This window comes from Ensifer sp. NPDC090286, from assembly GCF_044769565.1.
Taxonomy (GTDB): Bacteria; Pseudomonadota; Alphaproteobacteria; order Rhizobiales; family Rhizobiaceae; genus Ensifer.
Window position 1 is genome coordinate 262194 of the sequence record NZ_JBIVYF010000003.1, and the last position, 20735, is coordinate 282928.

20 protein-coding genes are annotated in these 20735 nt (G+C 63.7%); 7 read left to right on the plus strand and 13 right to left on the minus strand.

Annotation, left to right across the window (positions count from 1 at the left end; all coding sequences use genetic code 11):
- Nucleotides 1-8: 8 nt before the first annotated feature.
- Nucleotides 9-824 carry a helix-turn-helix domain-containing protein gene (locus ACIQUG_RS16525; protein ID WP_192447617.1) on the minus strand — a complete coding sequence of 272 codons (816 nt, stop codon included), beginning with the start codon at nucleotides 822-824 and terminating at the stop codon, nucleotides 9-11.
- A gap of 110 nt (nucleotides 825-934) precedes the next feature.
- Between ACIQUG_RS16525 and ACIQUG_RS16530 the strand changes: the two genes are divergently transcribed.
- From ACIQUG_RS16530 to ACIQUG_RS16550, 5 genes are all read left to right on the plus strand, one after another.
- Nucleotides 935-2131: an MFS transporter gene (locus tag ACIQUG_RS16530; protein ID WP_402323215.1), complete on the plus strand. Its 1197-nt coding sequence runs from the start codon at nucleotides 935-937 to the stop codon at nucleotides 2129-2131.
- Nucleotides 2132-2304: 173 nt separating this feature from the next.
- A complete protein-coding gene (locus ACIQUG_RS16535; RefSeq protein WP_402323216.1) occupies nucleotides 2305-3345 on the plus strand; it encodes a spermidine/putrescine ABC transporter substrate-binding protein in 1041 nt (346 codons plus the stop codon).
- Nucleotides 3342-5711, plus strand: a complete 2370-nt coding sequence (locus ACIQUG_RS16540) for a putative bifunctional diguanylate cyclase/phosphodiesterase (RefSeq protein WP_402323217.1) — start codon at nucleotides 3342-3344, stop codon at nucleotides 5709-5711. The genes ACIQUG_RS16535 and ACIQUG_RS16540 overlap by 4 nt, the downstream gene beginning before the upstream one ends.
- A gap of 106 nt (nucleotides 5712-5817) precedes the next feature.
- A complete protein-coding gene (gene purD / locus ACIQUG_RS16545; RefSeq protein WP_402323218.1) occupies nucleotides 5818-7089 on the plus strand; it encodes a phosphoribosylamine--glycine ligase in 1272 nt (423 codons plus the stop codon).
- A 105-nt stretch (nucleotides 7090-7194) separates the two neighbouring features.
- The gene (locus ACIQUG_RS16550; protein WP_402323219.1) at nucleotides 7195-7719 is read left to right on the plus strand and encodes a plant virulence effector HPE1-like domain-containing protein; all 525 of its coding nucleotides are present in this window, start codon (nucleotides 7195-7197) and stop codon (nucleotides 7717-7719) included.
- 121 nt (nucleotides 7720-7840) lie between these two features.
- Here the strand turns inward: ACIQUG_RS16550 and ACIQUG_RS16555 are convergent, their stop codons facing one another.
- From ACIQUG_RS16555 to ACIQUG_RS16580, 6 genes are all read right to left on the minus strand, one after another.
- The gene (locus ACIQUG_RS16555) at nucleotides 7841-8341 is read right to left on the minus strand and encodes a DUF523 domain-containing protein (protein ID WP_402323220.1); all 501 of its coding nucleotides are present in this window, start codon (nucleotides 8339-8341) and stop codon (nucleotides 7841-7843) included.
- A 63-nt stretch (nucleotides 8342-8404) separates the two neighbouring features.
- Nucleotides 8405-8785: a cupin domain-containing protein gene (locus ACIQUG_RS16560; protein WP_043625965.1), complete on the minus strand. Its 381-nt coding sequence runs from the start codon at nucleotides 8783-8785 to the stop codon at nucleotides 8405-8407.
- A gap of 111 nt (nucleotides 8786-8896) precedes the next feature.
- A complete protein-coding gene (gene glyS / locus ACIQUG_RS16565; protein ID WP_402323221.1) occupies nucleotides 8897-11062 on the minus strand; it encodes a glycine--tRNA ligase subunit beta in 2166 nt (721 codons plus the stop codon).
- A 112-nt stretch (nucleotides 11063-11174) separates the two neighbouring features.
- Nucleotides 11175-13115, minus strand: coding sequence for a DUF2207 domain-containing protein (locus tag ACIQUG_RS16570; RefSeq protein WP_402323732.1), 1941 nt, complete (start codon nucleotides 13113-13115; stop codon nucleotides 11175-11177).
- A 111-nt stretch (nucleotides 13116-13226) separates the two neighbouring features.
- Complete coding sequence (locus tag ACIQUG_RS16575; protein WP_402323222.1) at nucleotides 13227-14498, minus strand: 3-phosphoshikimate 1-carboxyvinyltransferase; 1272 nt, start codon at nucleotides 14496-14498, stop codon at nucleotides 13227-13229.
- A 72-nt stretch (nucleotides 14499-14570) separates the two neighbouring features.
- Nucleotides 14571-15119: a LemA family protein gene (locus ACIQUG_RS16580; protein WP_034801085.1), complete on the minus strand. Its 549-nt coding sequence runs from the start codon at nucleotides 15117-15119 to the stop codon at nucleotides 14571-14573.
- Between the two features lie 247 nt (nucleotides 15120-15366).
- On the opposite strand from ACIQUG_RS16580, the gene ACIQUG_RS16585 reads away from it, so the two are divergent.
- Nucleotides 15367-15564 (plus strand): hypothetical protein, encoded by a 198-nt coding sequence (locus ACIQUG_RS16585; RefSeq protein WP_402323733.1) that lies wholly within the window; start codon nucleotides 15367-15369, stop codon nucleotides 15562-15564.
- Here ACIQUG_RS16585 and ACIQUG_RS16590 read toward each other — a convergent pair.
- The 6 genes from ACIQUG_RS16590 to ACIQUG_RS16615 all read right to left on the minus strand — a co-directional run bounded on the left by ACIQUG_RS16590 (nucleotide 15557) and on the right by ACIQUG_RS16615 (nucleotide 19473).
- A complete protein-coding gene (locus tag ACIQUG_RS16590) occupies nucleotides 15557-16123 on the minus strand; it encodes an AAA family ATPase (protein WP_402323223.1) in 567 nt (188 codons plus the stop codon). The two genes, ACIQUG_RS16585 and ACIQUG_RS16590, sit on opposite strands and share 8 nt — an antisense overlap.
- Entirely contained in the window at nucleotides 16120-17076 is a 957-nt protein-coding gene (locus tag ACIQUG_RS16595) for a glycine--tRNA ligase subunit alpha (RefSeq protein ID WP_402323224.1), read from the minus strand. Before ACIQUG_RS16595 ends, ACIQUG_RS16590 begins: the two co-directional genes overlap by 4 nt.
- Before the next feature lie 125 nt (nucleotides 17077-17201).
- Nucleotides 17202-17393 carry a hypothetical protein gene (locus ACIQUG_RS16600; protein WP_402323225.1) on the minus strand — a complete coding sequence of 64 codons (192 nt, stop codon included), beginning with the start codon at nucleotides 17391-17393 and terminating at the stop codon, nucleotides 17202-17204.
- 34 nt (nucleotides 17394-17427) lie between these two features.
- Complete coding sequence (locus ACIQUG_RS16605) at nucleotides 17428-18294, minus strand: S49 family peptidase (protein ID WP_402323226.1); 867 nt, start codon at nucleotides 18292-18294, stop codon at nucleotides 17428-17430.
- Between the two features lie 172 nt (nucleotides 18295-18466).
- Nucleotides 18467-19255, minus strand: coding sequence for a tRNA1(Val) (adenine(37)-N6)-methyltransferase (locus tag ACIQUG_RS16610; protein WP_402323227.1), 789 nt, complete (start codon nucleotides 19253-19255; stop codon nucleotides 18467-18469).
- On the minus strand, nucleotides 19252-19473 hold the full coding sequence (locus ACIQUG_RS16615) for a DUF2007 domain-containing protein (RefSeq protein WP_043620908.1): 222 nt from the start codon (nucleotides 19471-19473) through the stop codon (nucleotides 19252-19254). Before ACIQUG_RS16615 ends, ACIQUG_RS16610 begins: the two co-directional genes overlap by 4 nt.
- 107 nt (nucleotides 19474-19580) lie before the next feature.
- On the opposite strand from ACIQUG_RS16615, the gene ACIQUG_RS16620 reads away from it, so the two are divergent.
- On the plus strand, nucleotides 19581-20597 hold the full coding sequence (locus ACIQUG_RS16620; protein WP_402323228.1) for a polyprenyl synthetase family protein: 1017 nt from the start codon (nucleotides 19581-19583) through the stop codon (nucleotides 20595-20597).
- The last annotated feature ends 138 nt before the right edge of the window (nucleotides 20598-20735 follow it).

Here is a 20735-nt window from a genome sequence, read left to right on the forward strand (position 1 = left end):
GCCCGCAGTCACTGGCCGAGATAGGTCTTCAGATAGACGCTGGGCGGGCTGCCGAGCATGCGGCGGAACATCGTCGTAAAGGCCGCGACGTTCTCGTAGCCGGCATCGAGCGCCACGTTGATGATCGGCTCGCCGTCGGCCAAAAGCGGCAGCGAGGCGAAGATGCAGGCCTGCTGGCGCCAGGTGACGAAGCTGACGCCCGTCTCGTTGCGAAACAGCCGCGTGAACGAGCGGCGGCTGAGACCCAACCTGTCCGCCCACTGGTCGATGCTGGCGGCCGCCGATGGCGCCTGCAGGAATTGGCGGCAGAGCGCCGCAAGCCTTTCGTCGCGCGGGAACGGCAGGCCGAGCGGTCGCTCCTGCAGGCGGCCGATTTCCTCAAGAAGCAGATCGGTCACCAATTGTTCGCGCCGCTCCGACATCGCCTCGTTCTCGACGCTGACGAGGGCATCGACGAGGCTGCCGGCCAAAGGATTGATTTCCATGACCATCGGCCGCTCGGCGCGCAAAAGGTCCGGCGCAAAGTAGATCGAGTGCATGCGCACATCGCTGATCATCTCGGCCGAATGCTCCATGCCCGCCGGGATCAAAAGGGCGTGGCCGGGCGGCACCATCCACCGCCCGCGCTCGGTGCGCATCAGCACGACGCCGCCGCGCGCCCACCAGAGCTGGGTCCGGGTGTGTTTGTGAAAAGGCACGAGGAGGCCGGCATTGTAATCCCGTCCGAGGGCGAGCACCGGTGCGTTTCCGGTCTCGACCCAGTCGAGGTTCCGGAAATGATCGTCATCGGGAAGCTGCGGCAGCGGATATCGACGGATCGCCATTTGGCCCACTCACGAAAGAAATCGACCAGATCACAAAAGCAGGCCAATCGCAACCTCAGTAGAGATGGGGCCACGCCGCACACAACCTTCGAGACGGCAAGGAATCACCCATGTCTACCGTGACTTCAACTTCCGGGATCTCCCCGGAGAAGACGGCTTTCTCCGTCATCCTCGCCGTCAGCTTCTGCCATATGCTGAACGACATCATGCAGTCGCTGCTGACCGCGCTTTATCCGCTGCTGAAGGCGAACTACTCGCTCGACTTCGTGCAGATCGGCCTCCTGACCTTCACCTTCCAGCTGACGGCGTCGATGCTGCAGCCGGCCGTCGGCATCATCACCGACCGCTGGGCCCTGCCCTATTCCCTGCCGCTCGCCATGCTCTCGACCTGCAGCGGCCTGATCCTGCTCGCCAATGCCCATGACTTCTGGGTTCTGCTGGTCGCAGCCAGCCTGATCGGTGTCGGCTCGGCGATCTTCCATCCGGAATCCTCCCGCATCGCCCGCCTTGCCTCCGGCGGCCGCCACGGCCTTGCCCAATCGCTGTTCCAGGTGGGCGGCAATGCCGGCAGCGCCATGGGTCCGCTGCTCGCCGCCTTTATCGTCATTCCCTTCGGCCAGGGGAGCCTCAGCTGGTTCTCGATCGTCGCGATCATCGGCTTCTTCGTGCTCTCCTGGGTCAGCACCTGGTATGTCCGCCATCGCCGCACGACCATGAGCCGCACAGCACCGAGCCGGGCCCTGCCCCTGCCGAAGGGCCGGGTGATGTGGGCGGTTGCCGTGCTCGTGCTTTTGACGGCCACCAAGAACGTCTACATGGCGAGCATCTCCAGCTACTTCACCTTCTTCGTCATCGAGAAGTTCGGCGTCGAGGTGCAGCAGGCGCAGCTGATGCTGTTCCTCTTCCTCGGTGCGGCCGCGGCCGGGACCTTCCTCGGCGGCCCGATCGGCGACCGCTACGGCGCCCGCTTCGTCATCTGGTTCTCGATCCTCGGCGTCATCCCCTTCGCCTTGATGCTGCCCTATGCGAACCTCTTCTGGACCTGCGTGCTCTCCGTCATCATCGGCCTGATCTTCTCCTCGGCCTTCTCGGCGATCGTCGTGTTCGCCCAGGAACTGGTTCCGGGCCGGGTCGGGCTGATTGCCGGCGTCTTCTTCGGCTTCGCCTTCGGTTTCGGCGGCATGGGGGCTGCCGTGCTCGGCATCTTCGCCGACCGGCAGGGCATCGAGTTCGTCTACACGATCTGCTCCTATCTGCCGCTGCTCGGTGTGCTCACCATCCTCCTGCCGAGGATCCCGGCCCGGTAGCCGCTCGGTCAGATAAACTCAGGAAATCCAACCGGGCGCCGCCATGCGGCGCCCGGTTTCCGTCTGCGCGGCAAACGGTATGCTGCACCCCTGCTACTCGTCGCAGCCCTACGTAATCATTCATCAATTTTTGCGCGCTACGGTCGTCTGACGGGCTTGGGCAGGGGTATACAATGCAGGGGCGAACGGCGATTCCGGCCTTACTGGCGACGTTGCTATTTGCAACGGCGGCACCGGCCGAGACCCTGAACCTGCTCATCTGGGAATCCTATATCGATCAGAAGATCCTCGACCGCTGGTCGTCGATTACGGGCGTCGCGGTGCACCAGGTCTATTACGACAGCGGCGATACCCGCGACGAAGTGCTGGCCGATCCGAACAGCCGCGTCGACCTGGTGGTAACCGGCGAAAACAGCGCCGCCCTCTTCGGCCGCAAGGGCGTGCTCGAAAAGCTCGACGAGACCAACGTCGCCTCGCTCAGGGACTATGACGAAAGCTGGCGCACGCGCTGCTCCGGCCGGGGCCTGCCCTATCTCTGGGGCACGATGGGCATTCTCTACCGCTCCGATGTGTTATCCGAAGCACCGACCTCCTGGCAGGATCTGATGCGCCCCGCCCCTGCGCTTTCCAAGCATGTGGCGATGTACGACGACCACAACGAGGCCTTCGTCGCGCCGTTGATGCTGCTCGGCCAATCGATCAACACCAACGACAGCAGCACGCTGAGGGCCGCCTTCACGCTGATGAAGGAACAGGCCCCTTCCGTGCTCACCTACGAATACATCATCAGCTCGATCCAGAACCCTGCAGTCAGCAAGGACATCTACATGGCGCTCGGCTACAGCGGCGACCAGCATGTCCTCAATGCCAAGGCCGGCACCCCTGGCGTATGGCGTTATGCGGTTCCGAAGGAGGGCACGCTCTCCTGGCTCGACTGCATGTCCGTCGTTGCCAATTCGCAAAACAAGGATCGGGCGCTGGCGCTGCTCGACTATCTCGGATCGCCGGGAAGTGCCGCCGCCAACGCGCTGGCGCTCAACATGCCGACGGCAAGCCGGGCAGCCCACGCACTCCTGCCGGAAGAGGTCCGCTCCGACCCGGCGATCTACCCCTCGCCCGACATTCTGGCCAAGAGCCAGTATCAACAGGAACTGTCCACAGAATCGGTGCAACTGCGCCGACGGATCATCAGCACATTGGCGAATTTCCAGTGAACCTCGGCAAACGCGCGCTCATCCTGATTTTTCCCGTGGTGCTTGCCGGCTATCTGCTGGCGGCGATCTCGGTCCACGTCACGCAAAGCCGCTCCATTCGCGCGCTCGAGCATGCCAAGCTGTCGCAGCGCCTTGAACATGCGGCCGCCGTCTTCCAGAACGAGATCGGCCGCAGCAAGGGCTTTCTCAATGCGCTCTTGAATGGCAATTCGCTGCGTCAGTACGTTTCCGAAACAGATGCGAGCTATCGCGCGAATGCGCTCGGCGTGCGGCTGCAGGAGAGTGTCAAATCGCTGCTCGACGATCCCACGGGCTATGTTTCGCTGGCACTTCTGAGCTCCGAGCTCAAGTCCGAATACTACTTCGAAAACAGCTGGGATCCTTTCGCCGAGATCGACGAGGCGCAGCTCAACCTCGCCCGCCGGCTGATCCGCGAAGACAAGCTTGCCGACTGGACCTATCTCTACGAAGCGGGCCAGAGACCGCGTATCGTCTATTCCTTCTTCCTCGACCCGATTGCCTTCACCCGGCCGTTGCCGAGCAAGAAATCGAACGCCCTGCTCGTGCAGGTCGCGATCCAGCCCGACCGCTTCCTCGACATGCAGCAGGCACTGAAGAAGGAATACGGCTCCGACATCGTTCTGCAGCCCTGGCCGTTGGCCGTGACCGACGACCTTTCGGCAAGCGTGCATCTCGGGCCCTCGCTCTATGCGACGCTCACCGTTTCGAGCGAGCATTTCGATGCGCTGATGGCGCAGCAGAAGTTCCTTCTGGCGCTCGGCGCCGTCGCCATGAGCCTGTTCTCGATCTGGCTGATCATCATGCTGATCCGCCGCTTCATCACCGATCCGATCGCCACCCTCGATGCCAATGTGATGGCGGTGATGGTGGGTGCGCGCGACGAAATCCGCGACATGGAAGAAAAGGGCGAGATCGGGCGCCTCACGGAAAACATCCGCGAATTGCACCGCCAGTCGGTGCAATCGCTGAAGCTCGTGCAGCGCAGCTCCTGGACCGATACATTGACCGGGATCAGCAACCGCGGCCATTTCAACGCACTCGCCGCCGGCGTCGTGCGGGAGGCGATCGCGGCCGGCGAGAAGTGCAGCCTGCTGTTCATCGACATCGACAACTTCAAATTCGTCAACGACAAGCATGGCCACGAGATCGGCGACGAACTCCTAAAGACCTTGGCGACCCGCATCGCCGAGCGGGTCGACGCGATTACCGAGCGCCGCGGCCAGAAGCCGGCCATCCTCGCGCGCCTTTCGGGCGACGAATTCGCCGTTCTGGTGCGTTCGCGCCCGGGCGACGGGACTGTCCGGGAAATCTCGGGCGCTATCCTCTCGCTGTTCGAGGACGGCTTCGAAGTCTCCGACAAGCGCTATCCGGTGACCGCCAGCATCGGTGCGGCGATCTGCCCGGATGACGCCACCAACCTCACCGAGCTGATCGCGAATGCCGATGCGGCAATGTATCAGGCCAAGACCAGCGGCAAGAACCGCTCGGCCCGCTACTCGCGCGCGCTTCACGACAAGCGCACGCGGCTGCGCCAGATCCAGGATGAACTGCGCTCGCTCGATCCGGACGAACAGTTCCACCTCGTCTACATGCCGATGGTCGATACCGAAGGCCGGGTCACCGGTTGCGAGGCGCTGCTGCGCTGGTATTCGCCGGTGCTCGGCAACGTCACCCCGGACGAATTCGTGCCGATTGCCGAAAGCTCGGGGCTCTTCACCAAGATCGACTGGTGGGTGATCAACAAGGCGATGTCCGACTGCGGCCAGCTGAAGGCCTTGTTCGGCCCCGAAACCGTGCTCGCCATCAACATTTCCTCGGCCGAACTGCACTCCAAGGCGATTGCCGACCACTTCGCCGACTGCCTGCAACGGCATGGGCTGGAGGCGCGCTCGATCGAGATCGAACTGACCGAAACCTTTGCCGTCAAGTTCAGCGACCAGCTTCGCCGCAACATCGACGCGCTGCGCCAGAACGGCTTCCGGCTTTCGATCGACGATTTCGGCGCCGGCTACACGTCCGTGCAGCAGATCATCGAATACACCGCCGATACCATCAAGCTCGACCGGGCGCTGGTATCGAACCTCACCGCGTCGCATTCCCTGCCGGTTCTGAAGGCGCTGATCGCCCTCTGCCACGCCAAGGACGTCGCGGTCGTCGGCGAAGGCATCGACACGCCGGAGAAGCTCTCCATGCTGACGGCGGCCGGCTGCGACCTGTTCCAGGGCTACCTCATCAGCAAGCCGCTGCCGATCGAGGATCTGGCGATCTGGGCGCTGACACGCACTGCGCGCTACGCGCATGACGAAGCGCTGGACGAGCAACAGAGCCGCCAGGCCATCGCCTGAGAGTTGGCGATTGCGAGAATCGCCACCGGAACTCCCATTTTCCCTTGACCTTGCCGCCCTGCCGTCCTAACCGCAGCGCAACATTTTCGGGATATCGGGGGCTGCAATGAAGGTTCTTCTGATCGGATCGGGTGGGCGCGAACACGCCCTTGCATGGAAGATCGCGCAGTCGCCGAAACTGACGAAGCTCTATGCCGCGCCGGGCAACCCGGGCATTGCCGAAGAAGCGGAAATCATAGCGCTCGACACGGACGACCATGCGGCCGTCGCCGACTTCTGCCGCAAGGAAGCGATCGATTTCGTCGTGGTCGGGCCTGAGGGACCGCTGGTCGCAGGCCTTGCCGACGTGCTGCGCGCTGCCGGCATCGCCGTCTTCGGCCCCTCTGCCGCCGCCGCCCAGCTCGAAGGCTCCAAGGGCTTCACCAAGGATCTCTGCGCCCGCTACGACATTCCGACCGGCGCCTATGGCCGCTTCACCGATGCGGAGAGCGCCAAGGCCTATGTTCGTGAACAGGGTGCACCGATCGTCATCAAGGCCGATGGCCTCGCCGCCGGCAAGGGTGTCACCGTCGCCATGACGCTTGACGAGGCGCTCGCCGCCGTCGACGATTGTTTCGCCGGTGCCTTTGGCGCCGCCGGCGCGGAGGTGGTGGTGGAAGCCTATCTCGATGGCGAAGAAGCGAGCTTCTTCTGCCTCTCGGACGGCAAGACGGCCCTGGCGCTGGCGTCAGCGCAGGACCACAAGCGCGTCGGCGACGGCGACACCGGGCCGAACACCGGTGGCATGGGCGCCTACTCGCCGGCCCCGGTCATGACGTCAGAGATGATCGAGCGTACGATGAAGGAAGTCATCGAGCCGACGATGCGCGGCATGGCGGAAAGCGGCCATCCCTTCGCCGGCGTGTTCTTCGCCGGGCTGATGATCACCGCCAAGGGACCGGAACTCATCGAATACAACGTCCGCTTCGGCGACCCCGAGTGCCAAGTGCTGATGATGCGGATGAAGAGCGATCTTCTGCCGCTGCTCTATGCCGCTGCGACCGGCACGCTCGCCGGCATGGCTGTGGAGTGGCACGACGAGACGGCGCTGACCGTCGTCATGGCCTCCAAGGGCTATCCCGGCAGCTACGCGAAAAACACGCCGATCGGTGCCCTCCCCGCAGCGTCCGACACCACCAAGGTGTTTCATGCCGGCACAGCGATGAAGGACGGGGCGTTGGTCGCAACCGGCGGCCGCGTGCTCAACATCACCGCGACGGGAACCAGCGCTGGCGCGGCCAAGGACAGAGCGTATGCGGCCCTTTCGGCCGTTTCCTGGGACAACGGCTTCTACCGGCACGATATCGGCTGGCGCGCGGTCGCACGCGAGAAGGCGTGACCGGATACCGGGCAATTCGCGGATCATTCTATTTTTACCAATTCTCCTGACGGGAAAGTAAGGGAGCACGCATATTCTCCCCGATAACGATCCGGGAGAAAAACAATGCGCCTGTTGCTGATCACCACCGTCCTTGGCCTTGCCGCAGGCAATGCCGCGGCGTCGTCGATCGAAGCGATCGCTTCCGGCACGACCGACAATGCCAGCGTCTCCACGGTTTCCTGCGCCGATTGCCCGCCGCTGCAATCGCGGAAGAAGGTCACCTATGTCGTGCCGACGATTGCGACTGGCGACGAAACGATCGAGCTCAAGAAAATCAACGGCGAGATGAAGATGGTGCGCACCGAGGCCTGGCTCGGCGGTTCGCCGGTGGTCTTCGTCAGCAAGCCGTCTCACGAGATGATCAAGACGGCCGCAGCCGAAACCGACGGCGACGCGGCAACCGTGACCGCCTCGAACATCTCGAACGACCAGAACCCGCAGGTTTCCAAGCCGGAGTTTCTTGCCATCGATCAGACCGCAAAGACCGCCGCGGTAACGCCGATCGGCGCGTCCATGGTGGCGACGCCCGCGGCAAACGAGGGCTCACAGGATTTTGATCCGTCTACCCTCGAACTTCGGCTAGACTGATCGCCTATCGGGAAAGTTCCCTGCCCCGCTCAGCCGTCCCCTGCACTAAATGGCTGACGGGCGTATCGCTGCAAAAGCGAGAGATTGCGCCCCTGAGAGAAGCGGGGGCGCAATCTTTTTATTACAGGCCTTCCAATTCCTCGATCCGCGCGACCAGCGCCTCGATCTGCCTGTCCGAATAGACTTCGACGCCGTTGGCAAGCAGCAAGGCGGCCGTTACGCCCTCACCCGGATGGCGCGCGCCGGAAAAGCTGCCGTCGTAAACGAAGCCCGATCCGCAGGACGGGCTGCCATCGATCAAGAGCGCGAAGCGACAGCCGGCTTGCCTGGCGAGCGAAAGCGCGTTCTCAGCCGCCTGTATGAATCCCTCGGTGACATCGCCACCGCTGATCTCCACCACCCTCGCCTTGCCGGCAAGTACATCCTTGCCGACGGCGCCGGCGGCGATCTCGGCCGGCGGGCGCGGCACCGGCATGCCGGCCGACATTTCCGGACAGATAGTCACGAGACGGCCTTCCGCGCGCCAGCGGTCGATCGCCGGATGAAGAAGCGGCTTCGACTGGCCATCATAACGAACGGCGTGGCCCATGAGGCAGGCGCTGACGAGGATCTTTGCGGGCATGCCTCTCTCTACTCCGGCGCCATGCCGGTCAGCAAGTGCGATCGTGGTAACCCGAGCGAGGGATCAGATCCAGCGGTCGTTTTCCGCGGTGCGTTCACCACCCTCGTGGCCGGTGTTGAGCGTCCCGCGCGGCTCGATCAACAGCATCTTCACCTCTTGCTCCGCATAAGGCTTGTGCTCGACGCCCTTCGGCACGACGTACATTTCGCCCGGACCGAGCGTCACAGCCCCGTCGCGGAAATCGATGCGCAACGTGCCCTCGAGCACAATGAAGGCCTCGTCGGTATCTTGATGATCGTGCCAGATGAAGTCGCCCTCGATGCGCACGATCTTGAACTGGTAGTCATTGAGTTCGGCAAGGACCCGCGGTTGCCACTGATCGCTGAAGAGCGAGAGTTTTTCGGCGAAGTTGATCGGCTTGTAGGTCTTCGTCGCGATCGTCATCGGCTGTCTCCATCTGTGTGATGGAGACAGGATATAGGTCGCCGGGCAGCGAACCGCTTGAACGTTTGTGCGCGGGTGTGATGCCGCCGGCCTCCCGGCGGCGATCCCGCCTTAACCGACGATCTTCGAGAAGTCCGCGACCGTGCCGGTGGCCGAGCGGATCAGGCCGAGCAGCGCCAGACGGTTGGCGCGGATTGCCGCATCCTCGTCATTGACAAGCACGTCGTTGAAGAACTGGTCGACCGGTTCGCGCAACTTGGCCAACGCTTCCATGGCCGAACGGAAGTCTTCCTTGGCGATCGCATCGCGCGCTTCAGCCGACGCGATTTCGACGGCCTGGTGCAGCGCCTTTTCGGCGTCGAGACGGAAGAGGCCGGCATCGACGGCGTCCGCGACGGCAGTGCCCTTCTTCTCTTCGGCGGCCAGGATCTGGGTGGCGCGCTTGGTGCCGGCCAAGAGGTTGCGGCCTTCCTCGTCGGTGATGAAGGCGGTCAGCGCCTCCACACGACGGGCGATCATCAGCAGGTCGTCGGCATCCGGCGTCAGCACGGCGTCGATCAGGTCATGGCGAGCGCCGAGGTCGCGCAGGTAGACCTTGAGGCGGTCATGGAAGAAGGAGAGCAGATCGGCCGAAATGTCGTCCACAAGCGCCGGCTTCTGCGCGCGAAGCGCGACGAGTGCCGTTTCGAAAGCGGGCAGCAGCGCCAGGCGTGCCTTGCCTTCGAGGATCAGTCGGATGACGCCGAGTGCTGCGCGGCGCAGCGCGAAGGGATCCTTCGAGCCGGTCGGCTTTTCGTCGATCGCCCAGAAGCCGACGAGCGTGTCGAGCTTGTCGGCAAGTGCCACGGTCACTGCAACCGGATCGGTCGGCGCACGGTCCGAAGGACCGTTCGGCTTCCAGTGATCTTCGATCGCCGTGGCCACCGCGTCGTCTTCGCCCTGAAGCAATGCATACTTGCGGCCCATGATGCCCTGAAGCTCGGGGAATTCGCCGACGGCTTCGGTGCGCAGGTCCGCCTTGGCGAGCACGACCGCGCGGTCGACGAGCTTGGCGTCGGCGCCGGTCACCTTGGCGAGTTCACCGGCCAGCGCCCGGATACGGGCGACACGCTCGCCCTGGGTGCCGAGCTTGGCATGGAAGGTGACGTTCAGCGCATCGAGCTTGGCCATGCGCTGGTCGAGCGGCTTGGCGAGATCAAGATTGAACGTCTTCGCCGATGCTTCCAGCGTTTCGAGGTCCGGCAGGTTGCCCTGGTCGCGGTGCCAGAAGTGCGCTGCGTCCGACAGGCGGGCGCGCACGACCTTGCCGTTGCCGTGCACGATCTCCTTGCCACCGTCCTTCGCCTCGATGTTCGAGACCAGAATGAACTTGTTGGAGAGCGTCTCGGCACCCGGTGCGCGGGTAACGAAGCACTTCTGGTTCGTCTTGATCGTCAGCCGGATAATTTCCGAGGGGATTTCGAGATAGGCTTCTTCGAAGCTGCCCATCAGCACCTGCGGCCATTCGACGAGGCCGGAGACTTCTTCGAGCAGGCCTTCGTCTTCGACGAGTTCAAGGCCGTTGGCGAAGGCGACGTTGCGCGCGTCGGCAAGGATCATTTCCTTGCGGCGCTCACCATCAAGAACGACCTTCGCCTTTTCCAGCTTCTCGGCATAATCGGCAAAGCGGCGAACCGTGATCGCTTCGGGTGCATGGAAGCGGTGACCATAGGTAACGTTCGAGGCGACGATGCCGTCGACTTCAAACGCAATCACTTGGGTCTCTTCGGTTTCAGAACCGAAGGTGCAGACGATCGACTGCAGCGGGCGGACCCAGCGCAAGGCACCGGGCTTGGCCGAGGCCACGCCGGAGCGCATCGGCTTCGGCCAGGGGAAATTGCGGATGATTTCGGGCATCGCCGCGGCGATGATCTCTTCGGCGGGGCGGCCCGGCTTGACGATGTGGGCGACGTAGAAGTCGCCCTTCTTCGGGTCGCTATGGACATGCGCCTCGCTGATCGAGGAAAGGCCGGCGCCGCGCAGGAAGCCTTCGATCGCCTTTTCGTTGGCGTCGGTGCGCGGGCCCTTGCGCTCTTCGCGAACATCGGCCGAGCGGGCATTGAGGCCACGGATGTCGAGCGTCAGCCGGCGCGGCGTCCAGTACTCGCGCGCGCCCTCATAGGTCAGGCCCGCTTCGACCAGGGCATCGGTCAGCAGCTTCTTGAGGTCGCCGGCCGCCTTGCGCTGCAGGCGGGCAGGAATTTCCTCGGAGCGGAGTTCGATAAGAAGATCGGGCATGGGAGTGACTTTTTCTGTTCCTGACGGTTGCGGCGGACTTAGCAATCTCTGGCAAGATTGTCACCAAGCGCCGCGATGAATTTGGCTTTCCAAGGGCAAGTGCGCGGCGGATTTACCAGCCACCACCACCACCACCGCCACCGCCGCCGCCGGAGAAACCGCCGCCGGTCGAAAAGCCCGACGATGACGACTTGGGTGGGGGCGGCAGGGAGGACGTCATCGTGTCGGCCATGGATCCGGCAAAACCGCCGATGCGATCGCCGAAGGTGCTCGAGCCGAAGCCGTCACCGTGATACCAGCCCGGCTGATAGGCGGCGGCCGCGGCCGCCCCAGCCGCCGCGGCCAGCAGCCAGCGATCGAAGGTCTCGGTCCACGGCTTCTCGACACCGAGCGCCACGGCGTAAGGGAGCAGCGTCTCGAAGTGCCTGGGCGACATCTCTGGCGCACCTTGCATGTTCATCCGGTCCTTCTCGGCGAGCGTCATGTATTGCCGGAGCCCGTCGATGCCATCCATCATCCGTGTTCCGAGCGGCGTCGGCGCACCCATCAGGAAGAAGAACAGCACGTTGACGAGCACGATCGCGCCGATCACGAAGAGCAGCGGCAGCTCGTCGGTTTCGGCTGCCGAATAGAAGACGGCCGCAAGGATGGTCGAGAAGATGGTGAAGGCGACGAAACCGATGAAGGCGACCACGACGATCGACATGATCCGGCTCATCAGGCTCCTTTCGCGACGAAGCGACTTGCCGAAGGAGACGGCGAGGATCGAGACGAAGAAAGCGATGAAAACCGGAACGATCACCAGCGGCAGGCTGTCCTCGCTGAGATCCCCGAACAGGAAGACGGCCACGACCGCCAATACCGACAGGATGACGCCGGCGACGATGTAACCGCTGTTGGCGTGGTAGTACTTGCCGCGATGCTCGCGCTCCATGGCACTGCGGAAATCGGCGCCGGTCGCCTGCACCCGCGTGCCATGCGCGCGGTCGATGGTGAGCTTGCCGCCGCTCGCATTGACCGCCTTCATCACCGCCGCCTCGCCGGTCGGCAGTTTTTCGTCGGCTTTCTTGCCGGTGGCGGCAATGACGATGGCGTTCTTCAGGTCTTCGAGAACGACGTGTCCTTTGACCGCGAGATTGAGCGCGGCCGCCGACAGCGCCGTCCAGCCTTCGCCGGAAAAGCCCCTGTTGTCGATATAGTTGACCAGCGCCGGCGAGACGCCCTCCGGCGGATCCCAGCGCGGCACCATGACGCCGCGGTCCGGGTCACGCCCGACCCTGAGCCAGGCCTGGCTATAGTAGAGAAGGACGACGGCCAGGCCGGCGCCGGCGATGACGAGCGCCAGATGGTCGTGCAGCCACCAGGCATTTTCCTGGCTGGAGGTGGGCCTATCGATGCTGCCCTTCGGCATCTTGATCGCGATCGTCAGGCCTTCGCGGGGATCGAGACGGCGGGTGGTGGCAAAGAAGATCTCACTGCCATCCCTGGAGGCGCGCGCATCCTTGCCGGTCGCGCTATAGCCGCCCGTGAAGTAGTCGAGCGCTTCGGCCCGCACCCCCTGCGGCAGCGTCACGGTCGCGCTCGCCTCGTCGATCGGGAAATCCCACTCGGTGCCGGTGACGTTCCAATAGAGTTCGTCGTGATCGTCGAAGAAGCGGATCTGCCGGCCGGTTTCGTAGGTGAACTGGAAGGTATGCTCGCCCCGCTCCAGAAAGACCTCAGCCGAACCGGTATAGATGCGGATGCCGCCACTGATCGTCTCGGTGCGGTAAGGTTCCTGCTCACCGTCACGCTCGACCGAGAGCAGCTTGAAATCGACCTTGCTGCGCTTGCCCTTGGCGTCCGTGAAAGTCAAAGGCATATCGCGATAGATGCCGCGACGGATCTTGTTGCCCTCGACCGTCGCCGTGATCGTCTCGGTCACCGTCATCGTGCCGTCCTTGGCGACATCGATGACGGAGCGATAGGCGGAGAAGACCTCCTCCGCCCGACCAACGCCCGCCGTTGCCAGCAAAAACACCAGAACGGCAAATGCGGCAGCGAAACGAGGCATAAGGATCAAGCTTTCTTCCGGTTGAGGTTCAAGGCACGAGATCGGTTCTTATCGGAGAGAGAGCGGGATGCGCGCGGAAACCGCGGACGCGGCCCCGCATCCCGCCCGGTATCAAGCCCGGTCGCCGCTGAATTCGACGCCCAGCGAAGCGAGCGCGTCCCAATAGGCCGGATAGGTTTTCGCGACGCAGCCGGGATCCTCGATGGTGATGCCGTGGATCTTCAGACCGGCAAGCGCAAAGCTCATGGCGATGCGATGGTCGGCGAAGGTGTCGATCGAGGCAGGCAATGTCTGGCCGGCAAGCGTGGGATCGGAGGAGACGATCAGGTCGTCGCCTTCCTCATGCGCCAGACCCGGCCGGATCGCCGTCAGGCCGAGCGACAGGGCACGCACGCGGTCGCATTCCTTGACGCGCAGGTTGGCGAGACCGACGAAGCGCACCGGCGTGTTGTTGAAGGCGGCAAGCACGGCGATCGTCGGGATCGCGTCCTGCATCTGCGAGCCGTCGATAATGGCGGGCAGGTTCGGGAAACTCGCGATCACCGCATGGGCGCGGGCATCCGGCTGCGAGAAGGCGTCCGCCGGAACACCGAGATCGATGGCGCCGCCGGTCAGGACTTCCGCAGCCCAGAGATAGGTGGCCGCCGAAGCGTCCGGCTCGATGACATAGTCGGCTGCCTTGTAGCCGGTCGGCGCGACCTGCCAGACGGAGGGGCTCACCTGCTCGACTTCGGCGCCGAAGGCACGCATGGCGGCGACGGTCAGATCGATGTAGCCGCGCGCGCCGATCTCGTCGCCGGCAAGCTCAATGCTGACCGGACCTTTGGCGCCGGGAGCCGCCATCAGCAGGGCCGAGACGTACTGGCTCGAAAGGCCGGCATCGATGACGACACGGCCGGCCGGGAAACCGCCGGTGCCCTTGACGGTGACCGGCGGGCAGCCGGTCTCGGAGGTGACTTCGACGCCGAGCGTGCCGAGTGCCTCGACCAAGGGCTTGATCGGCCGCTTGCGCATGTGCTGGTCGCCATCGACCACGACCGTGCCATCGACGAGTGCGGCTGCCGCCGTCAGGAAGCGTGTCGCGGTTCCGGCATTGCCGAGGAACAAGGGAGCTGACGGCGGGAGCAACTTGCCCGTGCTGGTGACGACGAAGGTCGTCTCATCCGGCTCGCTGACCTCGACGCCCATCGCGCGCAAGGCTTCCGCCATGTAGCGGGTGTCGTCGCTCTTCAAGGCACCGGTCAGCCGGCTCGTGCCTTTGGCAAGGCCGGCCAGAAGCAGCGCCCGGTTGGTGATCGACTTCGAGCCCGGCGGGCGGACATGACCGCGGAGCGGATGGTCGGTCGGCAGGATGGTCAGTTTTTTCATGCTATCGGTGGTCATCGAATGGGTCTCTTGATGCGAATGGCGCCGCGGCGGGATCCCGCGGCGAGGAATGTTCGGGAAGCGTGGCGGTCAGAACTTGACCTGCGGCACCGCACGGTCGGCTTCGTTGGTAATTTCGAAATAGCCGGCTTTGACGAAGCGGAAGGCGTTGGCGATCAAGTTGGACGGGAAGCTCTCGACCTTGACGTTCAGGTCACGGGCCGCACCGTTGTAGTAGCGGCGGGACATCTGGATCTCGCCCTCGATCGTTTCCAGCGAGCGCTGCAGCTCGGCAAAATTCTCGTTGGCCTTCAGGTCCGGATAGGCTTCGGCGAGCGCAAACAGCTTGCCGAGCGCCTGGGAGAGCGCGCCTTCCGCCTGGGCGCGCCCCTCGACGTCGCCTGCTGGCACCGCCTGCGCGCGGTTGCGCATGGCAATGACTTCTTCGAACGTCGATTTTTCGTGGGCGGCGTAGCCCTTCACCGTTTCGATCAGGTTCGGGATCAGATCGGCACGGCGCTTCAGCTGCACATCGATGCCGGACCACGCCTCCTCGGCGATCTGCCGCGCCTTGACGAGACCGTTATAGACGAAAACCAGATACAGGATCACGACGACGGCGATTGCCAGACCGATCATAGGGCACCCTCCAAAAAACTCGCGCAGAGATTAGCATTCGCTTCTCAGCTTCATAGCGCTTTCTGCAGCAATCGGGCCGAGAAACGCACTCCTCCCCAATTGCCACCTGCAGCGTGAACACACTGTTCACCGCAGCAACGCCTCGCCAGGCGAAAACCACTCGATTCCTGTTCCAATGGTAACGGCGGCCCCGCTGCCGATCGGCGATAGTCGGTTCATCGAACAACCCGGAACCGAAGTGAAGACCATGAAAACGCTCGCAACTCTCATCAACGTGATCGCCTTTTTGGCGCTCTTCGTTGCTTATGCGAGCGCTCACTCGCCCGAACGGCCGGCCGGTGTCCGCCGCGCCCTGCAGACCTATTCCGGTCAAGTCTATACCGGCGCCTACCCGACGATGAAACCGTTCTGCAAGAACGACGTCGGCGCCACCCGGATCATCTGACTGCCGACCACCCCTTGATCTGCGACACGATTGCTTCTGCCGCCTCGTCCGCGCCCAGGCCAGTGACGTCGATCTCGATCAGCAGGTCGCCGTTGCCGCGCAACAGCCTGTGGGCGCGCCGCAATCCGAGGAGCACCTCAGGATCGGTGAGCTTGTGCTGCTTTGCCCGGCCGGCGCGCGTCAGCCGCTTCAAGTTTTCCTCAAGATCACAATCGATGACGACCGCGACGAAGCGCGCACCCCGCCTTTGCGCGAGTGCTGCATAGTCTTCGAAGGCGCGGCTATCGGCGGCATCGTCCGACAAGGCATCGGTGAAGACGAAGGATTGCTCGGCCGGCGCCTTGGCGACGTGCTCGAAAACGCTTTCGCGGATCGCCGCCCGCAGCGACCGGTAGAGCGGCGTGCCGCGGGCAAACAGCGTCTCGGCCGGATTTATCAGCGTGTGATTGTCGGCGAGCCGCGCGCCCAGCCTTTCGGCAAGATGGCGCGCGATCGTCAGCTTGCCGGTGCCCGGCCAGCCGTTGATGTGAACGACAAGGCCGGACGGTTCGACGCTCAAGCGGCGTCCCGGTTGAGGTTCGCGCCCCCGGCGTCGGTCAACAGGAAGGCTTCGCCGCAGGCCTTGGCGAGCGTGCGCACCCGCAGGATATAGCTCTGGCGTTCGGTCACCGAGATCACCCCGCGGGCATCGAGCAGGTTGAAGACATGGCTTGCCTTGATGCACTGGTCATAAGCAGGGAACACGCACTTGTGCAGCTGGCTATTGTCGTTGTCGCCCGGCGCGCCGGCAGCCAGCAACGCCTGGCACTCGGCCTCCGCATCGATGAAATGCTGATGCAGCATCGCGGTATTGGCGTATTCGAAATTGTAGCGCGAATATTCCTGTTCGGCCTGCAGGAAGACGTCGCCATAGCTGATCTTCTCGGCACCCTCGCGGCCATTGAAGTTCAGGTCGTAGACGTTGTCGACGCCCTGCACATACATGGCCAGGCGTTCGAGACCGTAGGTCAGTTCACCCGAGACCGGCGAGCACTCGATGCCGCAGACCTGCTGGAAGTACGTGAACTGCGAGACTTCCATGCCGTCGCACCAGCATTCCCAGCCGAGACCCCAGGCGCCGAGCGTCGGGCTTTCCCAGTCGTCCTCGACGAAGCGGATATCGTGCAGCAGCGGGTCGAGGCCGATCGCCTCCAGCGAGCCGAGATAGAGTTCCTGCAGGTTTGACGGGTTCGGCTTCAGGATCACCTGATACTGATAGTAGTGCTGCAGGCGGTTCGGGTTTTCGCCGTAGCGGCCATCGGTCGGGCGACGCGACGGCTGGACGTAGGCCGCGCGCCAGTGACGCGGGCCGAGCGCACGCAGGGTCGTTGCCGGATGGAAAGTACCGGCGCCCACTTCCATGTCGTAGGGCTGCAGCACGGCGCAACCCTTGTCGGCCCAGTAGTTGTGGAGTGTCAGGATCAGAGCCTGAAACGAGCGCTTCGGGTTCATATGATCAGGCAGAGTGGTCATGGATCGCGTCCGGATTTCTTCTGGAAAATGTGCCGGACAGGTGCCACGCCTGATGACAGGGGTCAAGCGCTACGGCAGCGGGCAGGCAAATAGACCGCCGCCACACTGACGCGTTCAGACCGCCCTCACTCGCCGTCTCGCTTCAGTCTGTATTCGCCGGTTTCCGGATCCTTCACCAATGTTCCCTGGGCCCCGGTCTGCTCCTCGCGGCGCGCCCGCTCACGCTGGCGCGTCAGCTTCTGGGCATCCGCCACGAACTTGCGATAGCCGAGCCAGAAGATGAAACCTGCGATCAGGAGCAGGATGAGTTGCGGCATTTTCCCTCCAAGGACATGTCAGGCCGGGCAGGCATCAAAGCCCGAACCGGGCCCACAATGCCCTTTCCTCGATGGCTTCGGCAAGTCCCGCCGCTGCGGAAGCGGCCAATGGAGCAGCGATCGCGCCGGCGACGGCCGCACCGCTCTGCCGGCGGCCGAAAAGGCTGCGCACCGGCTGGATAAGTTCGAGGCGCGCCTTGTCGCCATAGCGCTTCTTTACCTCGCCGCGCAGATCGCCAAGCCCGTCGATGATGCCGAGCTCCAGCCCGCGCCGACCGGTCCAGAAAAGACCGGAGAAGATATCGGGATCGTCGGCGAGCAGCTGACCGCGGCGGGCCTTGACCATCTGGATGAAGGTATCATGGATATCGAGCTGCAGGTTCTTCAGGAAAGCGATGTCGTTTTCCTTTTCCGGCTGGAACGGATCGAGCATCACCTTGTTTTCGCCGGCGGTATAGACACGCCGCTCGACGCCGATCTTCTTCAGGAGTTCCGGAAAACCGAAGCCGCCGGAGACAACGCCAATCGAGCCGACGATCGAGGTCGGATCGGCGATGATCTCGTCGCCGGCAAGCGCGATCATGTAGCCGCCGGATGCGGCGACGTCCTCGACGAAGATCAGCACGCGCTTTTTCTTCTCAAGGGCGAGATCGCGGATGCGCTGGTAGATCAGCCGCGACTGCACGGGCGAGCCGCCCGGCGAATTGACGGAGATCGCAACAGCCGGCGCATCCTTTACGGCGAAAGCCTTTTCGAGAAGAGGGGCCGCTGTCGCCAGGTTGAGCGCCGGACGAAATTGCCCGCCGCCGGCCATGATCGCGCCGTGGAGCCGGACGACGGGGATCGTCACGCCTTCCTTGCGAAAACGCTTCGGCAACAACCGTCTCAGGAACGCCTTCATTTCAACTCCTGCCTACTGGGCCATGCCTTGATCTTGAGCCGGAACGGCGGGGAATCATAGACTTAACCGCTTCTCATCGGCGAAAGCAGAATGCTTCGCCGGATCGCCCGCCAGGGGCTCTTTCATGCCATGTATGCACTGACGCGGCGAACGCAATGCCGCATACGGTAAATCAACGGCGGCGATAGGCGGCACGGCCATTGTTGAGGTCGTCGACATGGTCGGCGAAGCGATGCCCCTCCTCGTGCATGACGAGCGGCGCGCGGAAGACCAGTCGCTTGCGGCTCTGCTTGATCGCCGTCACCAGGATGCGCACGGCGTTTTCGCCAACCCGCGGATGCAACGCCGTGATCTCGATACCGCCAAAGCGGCGACCACAGGCGGCGATGATCTCGGCGATCGATTCCGGCCGGGCGATCAGCGACAATTGCCCGCCCGGCTTCATGATCGCGCCTGCCGTCTTCACCCAGATCTCGAACAGCCCGTCGCTCATCGCATGGGCCTCCGCCTTGAGCGCATCCGGCGTCTTGCGGTCGGAGGCATCGTTGAAGGGCGGGTTCATGATCACATGATCGAAGCTGTCGTCCGCCAGCCCCGTCGCGACGCGCGCCTTGCCTGTCAACGAAACGTCGGCCTCGACGACCGAGACCCGCTGCGCAAAGCGGGCATTTTCTGCGAGCGCCAAGCTGCGGCGGGCAAACTCCGCCATTACCGGCGAGCGTTCCACCAGCACCACTTCCGCATCGTCGATCCGCGAAGCAACCGCCATGCCGGCCGCACCCGCGCCGGCGCCGAGATCGGCAACGCGGCAGGGACGACCCGATGCGACGAGCGACGCAAGCAGCATGGCGTCCATGCCCGACCGGTGGCCCTGGCCGAGCGGCTGGACAACATGGAACTTGCCGCGGTGAAAGGCATCGACGGTTTCGGTTGCGGCCGCCGGAGCCGGAGCCGAACTCACGATCGCAACTCCGCCTCGAGCCCGGCGTCGATCAGGATCCGGCGCGCGGCGTCCGCGTCTTCCTCGGCGACCAGAAAGCGGCGGGGCAAGAGGCCAAGCGAGCCCTCGAGAATGCTCATCCCCTGATCGGCAATCAGGCTGGCGATGCCGGCGTCTTTCATCAGGCTCTCGGCGAAGGAGAGCAGGACGGCATCGTTGGTACGGATCAATTCCTTCATCCGGCGGTTTTTCCTGTCCTATTTCAGCAAGCGGGACAATTCGCCTCTTGCCGCACGGGACACCCCTTCCTATTGTCGAAAGCGACAATGAAAACAGGAGTCCCGGTGTGGGCGTAGTGATACCGCTGGAAGACAGCAAAAACAAACAGGCGTCCGTAAAGCCGCTCGTTGACCTGACAGCAGCGGACATGGAGCGCGTCAACCAGCTCATCCTGTCGAAGGCCGGCTCCGACGTTCAGATGATTCCCGAGGTCGCCAACCACCTGATTTCCTCGGGCGGCAAGCGCCTGCGCCCGATGCTGACGCTCGCTTCCGCTGCGATGTTCGGCTACGAGGGCGACGCCCACGTCAAGCTCGCAACCAGCGTCGAATTCATGCACACGGCGACGCTTCTCCATGACGACGTCGTCGACGAAAGCGACCTTCGCCGCGGCAAGTCCACCGCGCGCACGATCTGGGGCAACCAGGCAAGCGTGCTGGTCGGCGACTTCCTGCTCGGCCAGGCCTTCCGCATGATGGTCGATGTCGGCTCGCTCGACGCGCTCGACGTGCTGTCGACCGCCGCTTCGGTCATCGCCGAAGGGGAAGTGCTGCAGCTCTCCGTCGCCAAGAACATGGAAACGACCGAGGACGACTATCTCCAGGTCATTCGCGCCAAGACCGCAGCGCTCTTTGCCGCGGCCGCCGAAGTCGGCCCGATCGTCGCCCAGACCAGCAAATCCGACCGCAACGCGCTGAAATCCTACGGCATGAACCTCGGCCTAGCCTTCCAGCTCGTCGACGACGTGCTCGACTATGGCGGCTCGTCGAGCGATCTTGGCAAGAATGTCGGCGACGACTTCCGCGAAGGCAAGATCACCCTTCCGGTGATCCTCTCCTACCGCCGCGGGACGGCGGAAGACCGCGCCTTCTGGCGCGAGGCAATCGAAGGCGGCGACAGCAGCGACGCCAACCTCGACAAGGCGCTCGGACTGATCAAGCGCTACGGCGGCTTGAGCGACACCATCGCGCGCGCCCTGCACTACGGCACGATTGCCCGCGACGCGCTGGCGCCGCTGCCGGCGTCACCCTGGAAATCGGCGCTTACGGAAGTCATCGACTTCTGCATCGATCGCGTCAGCTGACGGGCTCCGGGCAGGCCTGAACGAACGACAGGATTTTCTTGCCGCGTTGCGCCAAAAAAGCCATTCTGTTCCTCAAGAGTTGCGTTGGGCAATATGTGGCTGACTCCGAAACAACCCTTAGTGGTGCGAAAGCCGAGC

Excerpts from the sequence above, each read along its gene's own strand:
- ACIQUG_RS16525 (WP_192447617.1), bottom strand. The coding sequence starts at position 824 with ATGGCGATCCGTCGATATCCGCTGCCGCAGCTTCCCGATGACGATCAT.
- ACIQUG_RS16530 (WP_402323215.1), top strand. The coding sequence starts at position 935 with ATGTCTACCGTGACTTCAACTTCCGGGATCTCCCCGGAGAAGACGGCT.
- ACIQUG_RS16535 (WP_402323216.1), top strand. The coding sequence starts at position 2,305 with ATGCAGGGGCGAACGGCGATTCCGGCCTTACTGGCGACGTTGCTATTT.
- purD (WP_402323218.1), top strand. The coding sequence starts at position 5,818 with ATGAAGGTTCTTCTGATCGGATCGGGTGGGCGCGAACACGCCCTTGCA.
- ACIQUG_RS16550 (WP_402323219.1), top strand. The coding sequence starts at position 7,195 with ATGCGCCTGTTGCTGATCACCACCGTCCTTGGCCTTGCCGCAGGCAAT.
- ACIQUG_RS16555 (WP_402323220.1), bottom strand. The coding sequence starts at position 8,341 with ATGCCCGCAAAGATCCTCGTCAGCGCCTGCCTCATGGGCCACGCCGTT.
- ACIQUG_RS16560 (WP_043625965.1), bottom strand. The coding sequence starts at position 8,785 with ATGACGATCGCGACGAAGACCTACAAGCCGATCAACTTCGCCGAAAAA.
- glyS (WP_402323221.1), bottom strand. The coding sequence starts at position 11,062 with ATGCCCGATCTTCTTATCGAACTCCGCTCCGAGGAAATTCCTGCCCGC.
- ACIQUG_RS16570 (WP_402323732.1), bottom strand. The coding sequence starts at position 13,115 with ATGCCTCGTTTCGCTGCCGCATTTGCCGTTCTGGTGTTTTTGCTGGCA.
- ACIQUG_RS16575 (WP_402323222.1), bottom strand. The coding sequence starts at position 14,498 with ATGACCACCGATAGCATGAAAAAACTGACCATCCTGCCGACCGACCAT.
- ACIQUG_RS16580 (WP_034801085.1), bottom strand. The coding sequence starts at position 15,119 with ATGATCGGTCTGGCAATCGCCGTCGTCGTGATCCTGTATCTGGTTTTC.
- ACIQUG_RS16585 (WP_402323733.1), top strand. The coding sequence starts at position 15,367 with ATGAAAACGCTCGCAACTCTCATCAACGTGATCGCCTTTTTGGCGCTC.
- ACIQUG_RS16595 (WP_402323224.1), bottom strand. The coding sequence starts at position 17,076 with ATGACCACTCTGCCTGATCATATGAACCCGAAGCGCTCGTTTCAGGCT.
- ACIQUG_RS16600 (WP_402323225.1), bottom strand. The coding sequence starts at position 17,393 with ATGCCGCAACTCATCCTGCTCCTGATCGCAGGTTTCATCTTCTGGCTC.
- ACIQUG_RS16605 (WP_402323226.1), bottom strand. The coding sequence starts at position 18,294 with ATGAAGGCGTTCCTGAGACGGTTGTTGCCGAAGCGTTTTCGCAAGGAA.
- ACIQUG_RS16615 (WP_043620908.1), bottom strand. The coding sequence starts at position 19,473 with ATGAAGGAATTGATCCGTACCAACGATGCCGTCCTGCTCTCCTTCGCC.